The following is a 17,636-nucleotide window of genomic DNA, read 5'->3' on the forward strand; positions in this document are numbered from 1 at the left end:
TTGAAAGAGGTTTTTTAGATGGCAAAGGCTAATGAAGATACTCCAATGATGAAGCAATATTATGCAATTAAGAATCAATATCCAGATGCTTTTTTGTTTTATCGTTTAGGAGATTTTTATGAATTGTTTAATGAAGATGCAATTAAAGGGTCTCAATTATTGGAACTTACTTTAACAAAAAGAAATACAAAATCAGAAACTCCAATTCCAATGTGCGGAGTTCCTCATAATTCAGCTCAAAATTATATTGATATTCTTGTGGATAGTGGATATAAAGTAGCTATTTGTGAACAAATGGAGGATCCTCGATTAACTAAAGGAATGGTTAAACGTGAAGTAGTTCAATTAATTACTCCAGGAACAAAAACTGCCATTAAACAAGAAAATTCAAAAGATAATAACTATTTAGGTGCTTTAAATTATGAAAATCAACAATTTGGTTTTTCATTTGTAGATTTATCAACCGGAGAATTAAAAGCAGTTTTTTATGATCAATTTCAAAAAGCGTTTGATCAATTGATAACACTTAATATTAAAGAAATCGTAATTTCTGATCAAATTCCACAAAAATATATTGATATGATGAAAAAAATGGGGATTTTAATTTCAAATTACAACAAAAGTAACGAAAATATTAACTCTGAAATTGATATTCAAGGAATTATTGAAAATCTTGATAAAAAAATTTTAATTGATTCAGTTAAACAGTTAATGAGCTATGTATTAGAAACACAAAAGAGAAGCTTGTCGCATATAAAAAAAGCAATTGAGTTTGAGAGTGATTCATATTTAAAAATCGATCATAATTCACAATTTAATTTAGAAATTTTGAAAAATATTCGTACAAATAAAAAAAGCGGAACTCTTCTTTGGTTGCTAGATAATACTAAAACTGCAATGGGTGGTAGAAAATTAAAACAGTGGTTAGAAAATCCATTAGTTGATGCTAATATAATTAAATTTCGTCAAGATTTAGTACAAGTATTATTAGATAATTATTATGAAAGAAGTCAGATTCAAGAATTTTTAGTTGAAGTTTATGATTTAGAAAGACTAGTTGGTCGTATTTCTTTTGGTGGAGTAAATGCGAGAGATTTGATCCAATTAAAAACTTCTTTAAATCAAATACCAAAAATTAATTATGTGTTGGAAGAATTAAATAGTAAAGTTTTAAAAAAATTTAGTGATCAATTAGATCCAATTGAGGATATATTTAATCTAATTGATAATGCAATAAATAATGAGCCTCCTATTTCAATTACTGAAGGAGATATTATTAAGCCAGGTTTTAATCAAAAATTAGATGATTATCGAGATGCAATGGATAACGGTAAAAATTGGTTAATTGATTTAGAAACAAAAGAAAAAGAAAATACTGGAATAAGTAACTTAAAGATTAGATATAATAGAGTATTTGGATATTATATTGAAATTTCAAAAGGTAATTTATCTAAGCTAACTAATGATCGTTATGAAAGAGTTCAAACATTAACTAATGCAGAAAGATTTACTATTCCAGAATTAAAAGAAAAAGAAAAAATGATTCTTGAAGCTCAAGATAAATCAAAAATATTAGAATATGAGATTTTTACAAAAATTAGAGATGAAATTAAGCAACAGATTCCAAGAATTCAAAGTTTAGCATCAGTTGTTTCTGAACTAGATGTAGTTCAAAGTTTTGCAGATATAAGTGAAAAGTATAAATTTAATCGACCTAAAATTAATTTAGATAATCGTGACTTAAAAATCAAGAATGGGCGTCATCCTGTTGTTGAAAAAGTAATGGGAAATCAAAGTTATGTTCCCAATGATATCTATTTAAATGATGAATCAAGTATTTTATTAATTACTGGGCCAAATATGTCTGGAAAAAGCACTTATATGAGACAATTAGCGTTGACCGTAATTATGGCTCAAATTGGTTGTTTTGTTCCAGCTGATAGTGCCGAAATACCTATATTTGATCAAATTTTTACAAGAATAGGTGCTGCTGATGATTTAATTTCAGGAGAAAGTACCTTCATGGTTGAAATGAAAGAAGCAAATAATGCTTTAACTAATGCTACCGATCGAAGCTTACTATTATTTGATGAAATTGGAAGAGGTACTGCAACTTATGATGGGATGGCATTGGCACAAGCAATTATTGAATTTATTCATAATCGAGTAAAAGCTAAGACTCTGTTTTCAACTCATTATCATGAATTAACTAATTTATCTGAAGAATTAGATAACTTAAAAAATGTACATGTTGGAGCAGTTGAAGAAAATGGTAAATTAGTTTTTCTTCATAAAATAAAAGATGGACCAGCTGATAAATCATATGGAATTCATGTTGCAAAGCTTGCTGGTTTACCTGATGATTTATTAAATAGAGCAGATAATATTTTAAAAAGTTTAGAAAATCATCAAGATCAAGAAGTAATTGAAAAAACAAAAGATAATAAAGATTTACAAGAAACACAAATGCAATTATTTAATTTAGATGATAATGAAAACAATCAAGATATTTTAAATGAATTAAAGAATCTTGATTTAATGACAATGACTCCAATGGATTTAATGAATAAAGTTTATACTTGGAAGAAAAATATCAATAAGGAGTGATTAACTTGGCTGACATACATGAATTACCTGTTATATTATCTGATCAAATTGCTGCAGGTGAAGTAGCTGAAAGACCTGCTTCAGTAGTTAAAGAATTAGTAGAGAATTCGATTGATGCTAATAGTAATCAAATAGATATTACAGTTAAAGATGCCGGTCTTAGTGAAATTACGATTATTGATAATGGTGATGGAATTAAAAGTACAGATGTTGAATTAGCTTTTAAACGTCATGCAACAAGTAAAATAAACTCCAGTGATGATTTATTTCAAATTTCTTCATTAGGTTTTAGAGGTGAGGCTTTACCCAGTATTTCTTCTGTATCACATTTAATTATGAAAACTGCTCAAGAAGGTAAAGTTGGTAAAAGAATTGAAATAAATGGTGGTAAGCTTATTGAAAATTCATCATCAGAGTCTAGAACTGGAACTTATATTTCTGTTTCCAATTTATTTTTTAATACACCTGCTAGATTAAAGTATATGAAATCTCAATCTACTGAGCTTGCTAAAATAACAGATATTGTTAATCGTTTATCTTTAAGTCATCCAGATATTGCATTCTCGTTGCAGCACAATCAAAGAGAATTATTAAGAACCTCTGGTAGAAATGATTTACAACAAGTTTTAAGTGGTATTTATGGTAAAAATATTATTAAACAAATGATTAAAATTGAAGGGTCAGATAATGACTTTGAGGTCTCAGGATATGTTAGTTTACCTGATCTAACGAGAGCTAGTCGTAAATATTTATCCTTAATTATTAATGGAAGGTATATTAAAGACTTTATGCTCGATAAATCAATTATTAATGGTTATGGATCTAAGTTAATGATTGGTAGGTATCCAATAGCTGTTTTAAATATTAAAATGGATCCAAAGTTAGTTGATGTTAATGTTCATCCAACAAAACAAGAAGTTAGAATAAGTAAAAAGGATGAATTACAAAATTTAATCAGTAAATTAATTGATAATGGATTAGCAACTAAAAATTTAATTCCAGATGCATGTAATAAAAATATAATTGATAAGAAAGAAACAAAACAAACTGAAATTAGTTTTGAAAACTCAACACCTAAAGTTAATTTTGAACAAAAAAATGATGATAAATTAGTTCAATTAAATGAAAATAAACCTAATGAAATTATCATTAATGATATTGAAGATTTACAAAAGCAAGATGTTAAAAATTTTGATATTAAATATAAAAATGAAAAGTCTAATAGTCCATTTGGTGATCAAAATATTATAAAAGATTCAATCTTTCCAATTTTAAAATACATTGGACAATTTCATGGGACTTATATTTTGGCAGAAGCAGAAGATGGATTGTATATTTTAGATCAACATGCAGCTCAAGAAAGAATTAATTATGAATTTTACTTAAATGAGATAGGTAGTACTTCAAAAGACCGACAAACCTTATTAGTTCCTCTTGTTTTAAATTATTCAATAACTGATTCATTGAAAATTAATGACAATTTATCATCAATTGAACAATTTGGAATTGGAATCGAGAATTTCGGTAAATCTAGTTTTATTATTAGAAACTATCCAGCATGGTTTAAAGAAGGACAAGAAGAGTCCACGGTTAAAGAAATTCTTGATTGGGTTTTAAATGATAAAAAAATAGATTTATCTAAATTTAGAGAAAAAGCTGTAATTATGATGAGTTGTAAAAGAGCTATCAAAGCTAATCATCATTTAGACGAATTAGAATCAAAAGAATTATTAAAAAATATTAGAGAATGTGATAATCCATATAATTGTCCACATGGTCGACCTGTTTTAATTCACTTTTCTGAAAATGATATGGAAACTATGTTTAAAAGAATTCAAGATCCACATAAAAATAACGAAGAAGATTAATGAAATAATAGGTGATTTAAAATGTATGAATATATAAGCGGTACTATTGCTGATGTTACACCAGAATATATAGTGGTTGATTGTAATGGAGTTGGTTATTTAATTTATGTATCAAATCCATACTTTTACGAAGGTAAAGATAAAGTCAAAGTTTATGTACACCATGTAGTAACAGATTCTATGCAAGCTTTATATGGATTTAGTACTTTTGCTGATAAAGAATTATATGAAAAATTATTAAATGTATCTGGTATCGGACCTAAAAGTGCTTTAGCAATTATGGCGGGGAATGATAATTCAGGATTAATTAATGCAATTAATAATGAAGATGATGTATTTTTAACAAAATTCCCAGGAATTGGTAAGAAAACTGCAAAACAGATTATTTTAGATTTAAAGGATAAAATTAAAACTGAAAATACTGATATTTTTGAATTTAAAAATATTGATACTGAAAATAAAAAACTTGATGATGCTTTAGAAGCTTTAAAAGCTTTGGGTTTCACTGATGCAAATGTGAAGAAAATCTCTAAAAATTTAAGTGCCTTAGGTGATCTATCAACAGATCAATTTATTAGTGAAGGGCTTAAATTACTAACTAATTAAAAAAAGGAGGGACTTATAAATGGAAGATGAAAGAATAATTTCAAATGAAGCACAAGATGATAATGAAAATAAGATTGAGAAAACATTAAGACCTAAGTTTTTTAATCAATATATTGGTCAGGATGATATAACTGAAAAATTAAATGTTTATATCAAAGCTTCAAAGCAAAGAAATGAATCTTTGGATCATGTTTTATTATATGGACCTCCAGGACTTGGTAAAACAACATTAGCAATGGTAATTGCTAATGAAATGGAAGTAGGATTAAAGACAACTAATGGACCAGCAATTGAAAAGCCTGGCGATTTAGTAGCATTATTAAATGAATTACAACCTGGGGATGTTCTTTTTATCGATGAAATTCATCGATTACCTAAGACAGTTGAGGAAATGTTATATTCTGCAATGGAAGATTTCTTTGTTGATATTGTTGTTGGTCAAGGACCTACAGCACATCCTGTTCATTTTCCATTACCACCATTTACTTTAATTGGTGCTACAACAAGAGCTGGCTTTTTAGCTGCACCATTTAGAGATCGATTTGGAATTATTGAAAGAATGCAATATTATAAAATTAGTGATTTGGAAGAAATTGTAAAAAGAACTGCTGATATTTTTTCTGTAGAAATTCAACAACAAGGAACTCATGAGATAGCAAGAAGATCTAGAGGAACACCTAGAATTGCTAATCGATTATTAAAAAGGGTTCGAGATTTTGCTCAAGTTTCTGAAACTAATGAAATTGATATTAAAATTGTTGATAAATCTTTAGAAATGTTAGGGGTAGATAGTGAAGGGTTAGATAGTACAGATGTTAAATTATTAGAATCAATGATTGAATTGTATAATGGAGGTCCTGTTGGAATTAATACAATTGCTGCTAATATAGGTGAAGAAAGTGATACAATCGCTGAAATGTACGAGCCTTTCTTATTGCAAATTGGTTTTTTGAAGAGGACTTCAAGAGGTCGAGTAGTTACTGAAAAAGCATATCAACATCTTAATATTCCATTTATAAATAAAGATTAAAATTTTTTGAATTAATAGACTAATGATTTAATTTCTAGTACAATTGATGTTATTAAATAGATTGAGGTGAAATTATGCCAAGTCAATATGGTAGTTTTATTGTAATTATTGTTCTTTTTGTATTAATGTATTTCTTAATGATTAGACCACAGAGAAAACAACAACAAAAGCATCAAGAAACTTTAAAGAGCCTTGAAAAGGGTGATAAGGTAGTAACAATTGGAAGACTACACGGGGTAGTTGATGAAATTGATCAAACTAACCGTACAGTTACACTTGATTGTGATGGAATCTACTTAGTCTTTGATCTTAATGCAATTGCTAGTTCTTCAAAGCCTAGTCAAGCAACAGTAGAAGAAACAAAAACAGAAGAAAAAGACGATGAAGAATAATCTGGTATTTCCAGATTTTTTTTGTTTAAAGACAATTTATAATATAAAATGAAGTGATTTTATTTTGCATAATGATAATTTTAAAAATAAAAAAATAATTCATATTGATATGGATGCATTTTTTGCTTCAATTGAAGAATTAAAAAATCCGGATTATAAAAAAATTCCATTAATAGTTGCAAAAGATCCTAGAAAAAATGGTGGAAAAGGTGTTGTAACAACAGCAAATTATAATGCGAGAAAATTTGGAGTTCATTCTGCAATCTCTGCAATTGAAGCATTAAAATTATGTCCAGATGGTATTTTTCAACCACCAGATTTTGATTTATATCGTAATATGTCACAAAAAATTCATGATATTTTTCATGAGTATACTGATATTATAGAAACTGTTGCTTTAGATGAAGCATATTTAGATGTAACAAAAAATAAAAAAGATATTGATAATCCAGTTTTATTAGCACATTTAATTCAAAGTGAGATATGGGAAAAGACCAAATTAACTAGTTCTGCTGGTATTTCTTTTAGTAAGTTTTTAGCAAAAGAGGCTTCTGATTTTAAGAAGCCTGCTGGTATAACAGTTATTTCTGAAAATGATAGTCATGATTTTTTGATGGCTCTACCAATTGAGAAATATAGAGGTGTCGGTAAGAAAACTTTAATTAAAATGAATGAATTAAATATAAAAAATGGATTTGATTTATATAAAATGTCACAAAATGATTTAATTCATCATTTTGGCAAATTTGGATACATTTTATTTAACCGAGTAAGAGGAATTGATAATCGAGAGGTTAGTTATAATCAAATTAGAAAATCTGTTGGAAAAGAAAGAACTTATGGTAAATTATTGTCTAATGAATCAGATATTGAATCCGAATTATTGAAGATATCTAAGGAAGTTATAAATACTGTTAAAGAAAATAAATTACATGGTAAAACAATAGTGATTAAAATAAGATATCACGATTTTAAAACAATTACGAAAAGAACATCATTTGATGATTTTATTGAGAATGATTATCAAGTTATCTTTAATTTAGCACTTGAATTAATTAATCAATTTCCATCATTTGAGAATGGAGTTAGATTGATTGGCATTACTTTAACAACATTATTTGATTTAAAATATGAAAATATTAAATTAGATTTGTTCGATTATAAGTAATTTTGAATTAAAAATAAAAAAAGGTTATACTTAATTGCTAATATATTAGAATAAAAGGAAGTTTATATGGAAATTCAACAATTAATTTTAGAAAAAATTAAGGCTTATAAAAATATTATTATTCATCGACATGCTCATCCAGATCCTGATGCAATGGGATCTCAAAACGGATTAGCAGAAATTTTAAAAGAATCATTTCCTGAAAAAAATATTTATCGAGTTGGTAAACAATATGATACATTTAATTGGATTGGCGAATCTGACGATGTGTCTGATGATATTTATAGCGATGCATTAGTTATTGTAGTTGATACAGCTAATCAACCAAGAGTTGATGATATGAGATATGATACTGGTGATTATTTAATTAAAATTGATCACCATCCAAATGATGATCAATTTGGCGATTTAATGTTGGTTCAAGAAAATGCTTCAAGCACATCAGAAATTATTTTTCAATTATTTGAAGAATTTAATGAATTGAAACTTACTGATGCAGGTGCTAAAAGTTTATATGCTGGAATTGTTGGAGATACAGGAAGATTTAAATATCAGTCGACTACTTCTGAAACATTATATGCTGCAAGTGAATTAGCAAAGTATAATTTTTCTACAACTGAAGTTTCTCAAATTGAAGATGAAATTGATTTACCATTATCTAAATTATCAGCTTATTTATATAATAATTTAGAAATATTACCTAGTGGACTAGCTTATATAACATTAACCGATGAATTAATTGAACAATTTAATTTAAATGATCATAGTACAAATGCGGTTGTGCCACTTCCAGGACTAATTAATGTAGTTAAGACTTGGGCAATTTTTGTTGAAGATCAAGACAAAAGTTATCGAGTTAGATTAAGATCAAAAGATTTATCAATTAATGAAATTGCGAAGAAACATGATGGTGGTGGTCATCCACTTGCTAGTGGTGCAAAGGCAAAAGACAGTGAAGAAATTAAACAAATTATTAGTGAATTAAATCAATTATTGATTAATAACCAATAAGAAAGAAGGTAACCTTATGAGCAACTTTAAAGATTATCATTTTAAAGATTATTTATATAAAGCTTTAGAAGATATAAATTTTAAAACTCCAACTGACATTCAAACTAAAGTTATTCCGACTATTTCACATGGAAAAGATGTTATAGGTAAGTCTGCGACTGGTAGTGGAAAAACCCATGCATTTTTATTACCTATTTTAAATAAGCTCGAGGAAACTAAACCATATGTTCAAGTCATTATTACAACACCTAGTCGTGAATTGTCATATCAAATTTATGAAAATGCAAAACAGTTAATTAAATTTAGTGATAAACCAATTAAAATTGCTAATTATGTTGGTGGAACTGATAAGGAAAGACAAAAAGATAAACTGGAAAATGAACAACCTCAGATTGTAATTGGAACTCCAGGAAGAATTTTAGATTTAGTAAATGATGGTAGTTTAGATATTCATACGGCTGATAAATTAGTAATTGATGAAGCTGATATGACATTAGATTTAGGTTTCTTACCTGATGTAGATAAAATAGCCGGTCGTTTGGCAGAAAAACTTCAAATGATGGTGTTTTCTGCTACAATTCCGAATAAATTACAACCATTCTTAAAAAAATATATGTCTAATCCAGTTTTAGATGACGTACCAGTAGAATCTGTAATTAGTAAAAATGTTGATAATTGGCTAATTTCAACCAAAGGTAAAGATAAAAATGATTTAATTTATAAATTATTAACAATTGGAAATCCTTATCTAGTACTTATTTTTGCAAATACAAAAAAGAGAGTTTCAGAAATTAGTAATTATTTAACTGAACGAGGATTAAAAGTTACAGAAATTCATGGTGGTATTCAACCAAGAGTAAGAAAAAGAGTTATGAAACAAATTCAAAATTTAGAATATCAATATGTTGTTGCTTCTGACTTAGCTGCTAGAGGAATTGATATTGAAGGTGTATCACATGTTATTAATGATGATATTCCTACCGATCAAGAATATTTTATTCATCGTGTGGGAAGAACTGGTCGTAATAATTTAAATGGAACTGCAATTACACTTTATGAACCTGGCGAAGAAGATGAAATTGCAAGTTTAGAAAAAATGAAGATTAAGTTTAAACCAAAAGAAATTAAAAATGATGAAATTGTTGATTCATATGATAGAAATAGAAGAACCCAAAGAAATCAACCTAAATCAAGTTTAGATGGTTCTACATTAGGAACAATTAATAAAAAGAAGAAAAATGTAAAACCTGGTTATAAGAAAAAAATTCAAAGAACTATTAAAAGAAAAGAAGAACAACAACGTCGTGTTAAAATTCAACAAGATATTCGAGCTAAAAAGAAACAAAAGAAAAAGAGTTCGCAGCGTTATCGCTAATAATTGACACTATTAATTATACTCAGTATAATTTTAATTATGAGGACATGCTAAATAAGTTTATTTGAAGAGACATTCTTTAATGGTGAAATAGGATGATGATAATTTATTTAGTGCTACCTATTTAATAAATTTAATAAAACATTAAAAGTGGTTAACGAAAACATCGTTGCAAGTAAAGTGGTACCGCGTTCCGGCGTCTTTGCTAGCAGGGGTGTTTTTTGTTTAAGGAGGAATTATAATTGAAAAATTTATCTAGTAGTGAAATTAGACAAATGTTTTTAGATTTTTTTAAGGAAAAAGGACATTCGGTTGAACCTAGTGCTTCATTAATTCCTAAAGATGATGATTCATTATTATGGATTAATTCTGGTGTTGCAACAATGAAAAAGTATTTTGATGGTTCTGTTGTTCCAAAGAATCCAAGATTAGTTAATTCACAAAAAAGTATTAGAACTAATGATATTGAAAATGTTGGTGTAACACCAAGACATCAAACTTTATTTGAAATGTTAGGTAATTTTTCAGTCGGAGATTACTTTAAGCAAGAAGTTATTCCTTGGGCATATGAATTAATTACAAGTGAAAAATGGTTTGGTTGGGATAAAGAAAAAATTTATGTAACTGTTTATCCAGAAGATTTAGAAACAAAAGAATTATGGAAAAAAGTTGGATTGTCCGATGATCATATTATCGAAATGAAAGATAATTTTTGGGATATTGGTCAAGGACCTTCAGGACCAGATTCAGAAATTTTTTATGATCGCGGTGAGGAATATAATAATGTTTCTGATGACGATCCTGAAAACTTCCCTGGTGGTGAAAATGAAAGATATTTAGAAGTTTGGAATATTGTATTTTCACAATTTAACCATACGCCAGAAAATACTTATGTACCATTGCCAAGAAAAAATATTGATACGGGAATGGGACTTGAAAGAGTTGTTTCGGTTTTTCAAGATGCTAAAACAAATTTTGAAACTGATTTATTTCTTCCTATTATTAGAGAAACTGAAAAGTTTACTAATGGTAAAAAATATGGAGAAAATGCAGAACAAGATGTTGCTTTTAAAGTAATTGCCGATCATATTCGTACAATTACTTTTGCAATTGGTGATGGAGCACTACCTTCAAATGAAGGACGTGGATATGTCATTAGAAGACTTTTAAGAAGAGCCTTTATGAATGGACATCAATTAGGAATTAATGGAACATTTTTAAATAAATTAGTGAAAATTGTTGGCAAAATTATGAAGCCACAATATCCTGAAGTGGCAGAACAAGAAGAATACATTAGTAAAATTGTTGAGAGTGAAGAAAATCGTTTTAATGAGACATTAAGTGAAGGTCTAAAATTACTTAATGATGTGATTGATAAAACTAAAGAAAATAATCAGAAATTAATTTCCGGAGAAGATGCATTCAAGTTATATGATACTTATGGATTTCCATTAGATTTAACTGAAGAATATGCAGAAAAATCTGGTATTAAAGTAGATGAAAAAGAATTTGATGCAGAAATGCAAGCTCAAAAGCAACGTGCTAGAGATGCTAGAAGTGATAGTAAATCTATGAAAGTTCAAAGAGATTTACTACTTAATTTAACTGATAAAAGTGAATATGTAGGATATACTGATTTAAAAGTTAACGATTCAAAATTAATTGATATTATATATGATGAAAAATTAGTTGATTTAGCAGAAGCAAATACTGTCGTAGAAATGATTTTTGAAAAGACACCTTTTTATGCTGAAATGGGTGGACAAGTTGCTGATACTGGATTTATTTATAATGTAGATAAAGAAAAAGTAGCTGAAGTTACAGACGTTCAACATGCGCCTAATGGTCAAAATCTACACACAGTTAAAGTTATTAAAGATATGAAAGCTAATGAACAATATATTTTAGAAGTAGATGAAATAAAACATAAATATATTGAAAAAAATCATACAGCTACTCATTTATTAGATCAAACACTTAGAAATGTATTAGATGATCATACTAAGCAAGCTGGATCCTTAGTTCAACCAAATTACTTAAGATTTGATTTTAATTATTTTGGTCAGTTAACTGATGAAGATTTATTAAAGATTGAACAAAAAGTTAATGATAAAATTTTTGCTTCTTTAAATGTAGAAACAACTATTACAACCCCTGAAAAAGGTAAAGAAATGGGTGCGATTGCTTTATTTGATGATAAATATGGTGATGAAGTACGAGTAGTGAATGCAGGAAATTATTCAATTGAGTTTTGTGGTGGAAATCATGTGAAAAATACTGATGAAATTGGATTATTTAAAATCGTTTCAGAATCTGGTGTTGGTGCAGGTGTTAGAAGAATTGAAGCCGTTACTTCAAAATATGCATTTGAATATCTTAATAAAAAAGAAAGTTTATTAAACAGTGTATTTAATAAACTGAAAGCTAATAATATTGAAGAAATTCCACAAAAAATAGATTCAATTCAAACTGATTATAAAAATCTTGAAAAAATTAATGAATCATTAGAAGCCAAATTAACTAATGCTAAATCAGATGATATTTTTAAACAAGTTTCTGAAATTAATGGTTTTACTGTAATTAAAGGTGTTATTAAAAATACTAATATGAAACAATTAAGAAAACTTTCTGATAATTGGAGAGAACAAAACTTATCACAAGTTTTAGTTTTAGGAACTAATGATAATGGTAAAGCTAATTTATTAGTTGCAGTATCAGATGATGGAATAAATAAAGGTATAAAAGCTGGAAATTTAATTAAGGAATTGTCGTTAGCTATTAGTGGTAAAGGTGGTGGGAAACCATCACTTGCGCAAGCTGGTGGAGACAATCCAAGTGGATTAAATGATGCAATTAATAATGTAAATAAATACTTTGAAAATATTTAAGAAATTTGAGATTAAATTTGTAGTTTTTAGTTTAATCTAGTATTATAGCTCTAGGAATTAATTTCACGGGGGTGATTGTATTGGATATAAAAAAAGATTCAAGTTTGTTAGATTTAAAAAGTGATGAGCAAAAGGATGTTCAAAAAATTATTTTAGAGGCTTATCAGACTTTGATAAATAAAGGTTATAATCCATACGATCAGTTTTCCGGATATCTAGTTTCTGGTGATCCAGGATATATTCCACAAGATAATGATGCTAGAAATTTAATTAGAAAATATGATCGTAATATAATAATTGAAGAGATTTTTAATTTTTATATTAATAATCATAGTAAAGAAATGTAGGGTTTATATGAGATTGATGGGACTAGATGTTGGTTCTAAAACTGTTGGAGTTGCAATTAGTGATTTATTAGGTTGGACTTCTCAAGGAATCGAAATTGTTTCAATTGATGAAGAAAATGAATATTTTGGATTAGATCGAATTGGCGAATTAGTTAAAGAGCATGAAGTTACTGGATTTGTGATTGGTTTACCGAAAAATATGAATAATTCTTCTGGTCCAAGAGTTGATGCCGCAAAAAAATATGGTTCCTTATTAAAAGATAAATTTGGATTACCAATTGATTTTGAAGATGAAAGATTAACCACGGTTGAAGCTGAAAGAATGTTAATTGAAAAAGCTGATGTATCAAGAAATAAGAGAAAAAAAGTAATTGATAAATTAGCAGCAGGATTAATATTACAAAGTTATTTAGATAAAAAAGGCAAATTATTGCAATAATGGAAAAGAGGACTTTTATGAGTAACGAAACTGAATCAAACCAAATTACATTAGTTGATGAAAATGGAAATGAAATTCTTTATGATGTCTTATTCACATTCGAATCTGAAGATTATGATCGTTCATATATTTTCATTTATCAAGCAAGTAGCAATGAAGATGACGAAGTTGATATTGAAGCATATGCCTTACCAAAAGGTGATGATCCAGCTGATCCACAAGGTGGAGAATTAATGCCAATTGAAGATGATGGCGAGTGGGATATGGTTGAATCAATGTTGAATACATTTTTACAAGATAACGAAGAAGAATAATTAAAAGCACTGATATGATGTCAGTGCTTTTTTAGTCAATTCTTTTAAATCATGCTAAAATATCATTTAAGAGAGGTATTAAAGAATGAACAATAAAAAACGTTTTAAAGCAGATATTCAAGGTAAAACATATACTTTTATTGGAGATTCATCTGATGAACATATGCGAGCTGTTTCTGAACTTTTAAATCAACAAATAGAACAACTTAAAGTTAGTTCTCCTAATAGTAGTAATGAAGATTTGGCAATTTTAATTGCTTTTAACTCAATGTCTAATCAAATTAAAAAACAAATTGAAATTGATGAATTAAAAAAAGGTAATGAAGATTAGGAGTTATATATGTATTTTTCGATTTTAATTATTTTAATATTTTGTAGTTCTTTTTATATAGGATATAAAAAGGGGTTAATTAAGCTAATATTAAGTTTATTTGGATATTTAATAATTTTATTAATTTCATATTTTAGTTTAAATTATATGACTATATTTTTAAAAAAATGGTTATATCCAATTATCGAAATAGATTCTAAAAATAATTTAACTAAGTTAATAATTTTTATTGCTTTATTTGTGATTATTTCAATTATAGTTAGAGCAATTTTTAAATTATTAGATAATATTTTAAAATTTCCTATTTTAAAACAATTAAATTCAATTTTAGGTGGATTAGTTGCGGTTATATTAGGTTGTTTATTAGTATACTTAATCATTTATTTAAGTATACATTATGATAATCATTTAATTTTAGATCAATATTATAAATCAGATATATCTCAATATATTTATAATCAAATTAACTTAATTTTATTGAATCAATAGGAATAGTAGGTGAGTGATAAAAAATGAATTCAAAAATAATTGAAACATTAGAATATAATAAAATAAAAGAAAAAATTGCAAATTATATTCTAACAGAAAAAGGATTAGATGATTTAAATCAATTAGAACCATCAAATAATAAAGAAAATGTAAAAGATATGATTGATGAGACTGCGGATGGATATCGTATTTATCAATTAAATAAAGAAATTCCGATTCCTAAAGTTAAAAATATTAATCCATTAGTTCAAAGATTAGCAATTGATGCTAATCTAAGTGGAACAGAATTTTCTACAATTAGAAAAATTTTAATTGCAACTGATTCAGTAAAAAATTTTTTTGAAATATTGTCTGATGATAAAGTTGATTTAACAAGATTATATAATGTTGTAGATGAACTTTATTCTTTACCCGAATTAACTAAGAAAATTAAAATATCAATTGATTATCAAGGAAATATTCTAGATAGTGCATCTAGAGAATTATTTAATATTAGAAGAAAAATAATTCGTTTTGAAGATGATATTAAAGGGAAAATGAATAAATATACATCTGGTAAATATTCTAAATATTTGAGTGAAGGAATTGTTACTTTTAGAAATTCAAGATATGTAATCCCAGTTAAAGCAGAATATAAAAATATGTTTGGTGGCATTGTTCATGATGAAAGTGCTAGTGGACAAACACTTTATATAGAACCATCCAGTGTTATTTCTTTAAATAATGATTTGAAAAGATTCCAATTAGATGAAATAAAAGAAGAGAAAAAAATTTTAATGGATTTATCTAATATGATTAGACCATATCAATTAGAATTAACTCAAAACTCTGATACTTTAGCGAAACTAGATTTAATTTCAGCTAAGGCAAAATATGCTGGTATAAATAATTATACTAAACCCATTATTTCTGAAAATAATGTTATTCAGTTAAAAAATGCTAAGCATCCTTTAATTTATGCTAATAAAGTTATTGGTAATGATATTTCAATTGGAGAAGAATATAATCAAATTGTTATAACTGGACCAAATACTGGTGGAAAGACAATTACAATTAAAACAATTGGTCTTTTACAACTAATGGCTCAATCTGGAATGTTTATAAGTTGTAATGAAGAAAGTCAGATTGCAGTTTTAGATGATATTTTTGCTGATATTGGTGATGATCAATCAATTGAGCAAAATCTAAGTACTTTTTCATCTCATATGGAAAATATTATTAATATTTTAAAGCAAATGAATAATAATAGTTTAATTTTGATTGATGAATTAGGATCTGGAACAGACCCTAAAGAAGGTGCAGCACTTGCAATGTCTATTTTAGAATGGATTAGTAATTGTGGTGCTAAAGTAATTGCAACGACACATTATCCAGAGTTAAAAGTTTATGGATATAATCATCCTAAGACAATTAATGCATCGATGGAATTTGATGATGTAAGTTTAAAACCAACCTACAAATTATTAATTGGAATTCCTGGAAAAAGTAATGCATTAAATATTGCTAAAAGGTTAGGATTAAATACTCAAATAATAGACAATGCAAATAATTTATTTGATGATGATAGTCAAAAAATTAATAACATGATTGAAAAATTAACAACACAAGCTAAGAGAGCTGAAGATAAAGCTGATGAACTTGAAAATTCAATAGAATTAACAAATGATTTGTATAATGATTTAGAAAAAAATTATACCAAATATAAAGAAAATAAAGAGCACATGTTATTTGTAGCTGATCAGAAGGCTAATGAAATTGTATCAAAGACAAAGAAAAAAGCTGATGATATAATAGCTGATTTACGTAGCAAACAAACAAAAGCAAATCACAATATAAAAGAAAATGAATTAATTGATGCAAAAGGTGAGATTAATTCTTTAGAAAGAAATCCAATTCCAAAAAATAATCGTGTTTTAAGGAAAGCAAAAGCTAAAAAACAATTTAAGGAAAATGATGATGTTTTAGTTAAGTCTTATGGTCAAAAAGGGGTATTATTAAAAAAATCCGGTGAAACTGAATGGAATGTTCAAATAGGTATCCTAAAAATGAAAATAGATGAAGATGATTTGGAAAAAATTAATGTTGATACTGATAATAATCAATATAAACCATCAGTTAGAAAGTCATCTTCAGCTGGAGTATCAACTTCACTTGATTTGAGAGGTGAAAGGTACGAAAATGCTATGAATAGATTAGAATCATATTTAGATTCAGCAATGCTTGCAGGTTATCCGAGTGTTACAATTATTCATGGAAAAGGTACAGGAGCATTAAGAGAAGGAGTAATTAACCACTTAAAGAATAATCGTAGAATAGCTTCGTATGAATTTTCATCACCAAGTAATGGTGGTGATGGATCAATGGTTGTTAACTTTAAATAAGTTGTATGCAATCTATTTGAAAAAATTTTTTAAACTGTTATACTTACTATTAATAAGAGAAGGAGGTATTTTATTATGGTTAATGATACTAATGATAATAAATTTGTTACTGATACTGAAAATGGATTGAGCTTAACTGATTTTTGGGCTCCATGGTGTGCTCCATGTAAAATGCAGTCACCTATAATTGAAGAGTTAGCAGAAAATTCTTCAGTTTCGTCAAAAGTTAATTTTTATAAAATGAATGTTGATGATAATCCAGATACTGCAAAAGAATTTGGAATTATGAGTATTCCAACACTTCTTGTTAAAAAAGATGGTAAAGTAGTTGATCAAATTGTTGGATTACATTCTAAAGAACAATTAGAAGAAATGTTATCTGAATATTAA

Annotated in this window: 16 protein-coding genes; all 16 read left to right on the plus strand. The window is 27.2% G+C overall.

From position 1 onward, the window contains the following. The first annotated feature begins 18 nt into the window (after window positions 1-18). The 16 genes from mutS (at window position 19) to trxA (ending at window position 17,636) form a co-directional block, all read left to right on the plus strand. Window positions 19-2,607, plus strand: a complete 2,589-nt coding sequence (mutS, locus tag GSH19_RS06595) for a DNA mismatch repair protein MutS (protein ID WP_237027298.1) — start codon at window positions 19-21, stop codon at window positions 2,605-2,607. A 5-nt stretch (window positions 2,608-2,612) separates the two neighbouring features. Further along, window positions 2,613-4,475 (plus strand): DNA mismatch repair endonuclease MutL, encoded by a 1,863-nt coding sequence (gene mutL / locus GSH19_RS06600; protein WP_237027299.1) that lies wholly within the window; start codon window positions 2,613-2,615, stop codon window positions 4,473-4,475. Between the two features lie 21 nt (window positions 4,476-4,496). After that, on the plus strand, window positions 4,497-5,081 hold the full coding sequence (gene ruvA / locus GSH19_RS06605; RefSeq protein ID WP_237027300.1) for a Holliday junction branch migration protein RuvA: 585 nt from the start codon (window positions 4,497-4,499) through the stop codon (window positions 5,079-5,081). Window positions 5,082-5,100: 19 nt separating this feature from the next. Continuing rightward, window positions 5,101-6,111, plus strand: a complete 1,011-nt coding sequence (gene ruvB / locus GSH19_RS06610) for a Holliday junction branch migration DNA helicase RuvB (protein WP_237027301.1) — start codon at window positions 5,101-5,103, stop codon at window positions 6,109-6,111. Window positions 6,112-6,185: 74 nt separating this feature from the next. Next, on the plus strand, window positions 6,186-6,503 hold the full coding sequence (yajC, locus tag GSH19_RS06615; RefSeq protein WP_237027302.1) for a preprotein translocase subunit YajC: 318 nt from the start codon (window positions 6,186-6,188) through the stop codon (window positions 6,501-6,503). A 64-nt stretch (window positions 6,504-6,567) separates the two neighbouring features. Further along, window positions 6,568-7,671 (plus strand): DNA polymerase IV, encoded by a 1,104-nt coding sequence (gene dinB, locus GSH19_RS06620; RefSeq protein ID WP_255700274.1) that lies wholly within the window; start codon window positions 6,568-6,570, stop codon window positions 7,669-7,671. A 66-nt stretch (window positions 7,672-7,737) separates the two neighbouring features. Next, the gene (locus GSH19_RS06625) at window positions 7,738-8,682 is read left to right on the plus strand and encodes a bifunctional oligoribonuclease/PAP phosphatase NrnA (RefSeq protein WP_237027303.1); all 945 of its coding nucleotides are present in this window, start codon (window positions 7,738-7,740) and stop codon (window positions 8,680-8,682) included. Window positions 8,683-8,698: 16 nt separating this feature from the next. Next, window positions 8,699-10,057 (plus strand): DEAD/DEAH box helicase, encoded by a 1,359-nt coding sequence (locus GSH19_RS06630; RefSeq protein ID WP_237027304.1) that lies wholly within the window; start codon window positions 8,699-8,701, stop codon window positions 10,055-10,057. Between the two features lie 242 nt (window positions 10,058-10,299). Continuing rightward, window positions 10,300-12,945: an alanine--tRNA ligase gene (gene alaS, locus GSH19_RS06635; RefSeq protein WP_237027305.1), complete on the plus strand. Its 2,646-nt coding sequence runs from the start codon at window positions 10,300-10,302 to the stop codon at window positions 12,943-12,945. Window positions 12,946-13,025: 80 nt separating this feature from the next. Beyond that, window positions 13,026-13,292: an IreB family regulatory phosphoprotein gene (locus GSH19_RS06640; RefSeq protein ID WP_237027306.1), complete on the plus strand. Its 267-nt coding sequence runs from the start codon at window positions 13,026-13,028 to the stop codon at window positions 13,290-13,292. Between the two features lie 7 nt (window positions 13,293-13,299). Then, window positions 13,300-13,731, plus strand: coding sequence for a Holliday junction resolvase RuvX (ruvX, locus tag GSH19_RS06645; protein WP_237027307.1), 432 nt, complete (start codon window positions 13,300-13,302; stop codon window positions 13,729-13,731). A 17-nt stretch (window positions 13,732-13,748) separates the two neighbouring features. Then, window positions 13,749-14,045: a DUF1292 domain-containing protein gene (locus GSH19_RS06650; protein WP_237027308.1), complete on the plus strand. Its 297-nt coding sequence runs from the start codon at window positions 13,749-13,751 to the stop codon at window positions 14,043-14,045. Window positions 14,046-14,130: 85 nt separating this feature from the next. Then, window positions 14,131-14,376, plus strand: a complete 246-nt coding sequence (locus GSH19_RS06655) for a cell division protein ZapA (RefSeq protein ID WP_237027309.1) — start codon at window positions 14,131-14,133, stop codon at window positions 14,374-14,376. 9 nt (window positions 14,377-14,385) lie between these two features. Beyond that, window positions 14,386-14,865, plus strand: a complete 480-nt coding sequence (locus tag GSH19_RS06660; RefSeq protein WP_237027310.1) for a CvpA family protein — start codon at window positions 14,386-14,388, stop codon at window positions 14,863-14,865. 23 nt (window positions 14,866-14,888) lie between these two features. Next, window positions 14,889-17,246: an endonuclease MutS2 gene (locus GSH19_RS06665; RefSeq protein WP_237027311.1), complete on the plus strand. Its 2,358-nt coding sequence runs from the start codon at window positions 14,889-14,891 to the stop codon at window positions 17,244-17,246. A gap of 75 nt (window positions 17,247-17,321) precedes the next feature. After that, complete coding sequence (gene trxA / locus GSH19_RS06670) at window positions 17,322-17,636, plus strand: thioredoxin (protein WP_237027312.1); 315 nt, start codon at window positions 17,322-17,324, stop codon at window positions 17,634-17,636.

The organism is Lactobacillus sp. S2-2 (genome assembly GCF_021698855.1).
Taxonomy (GTDB): Bacteria; Bacillota; Bacilli; order Lactobacillales; family Lactobacillaceae; genus Fructilactobacillus.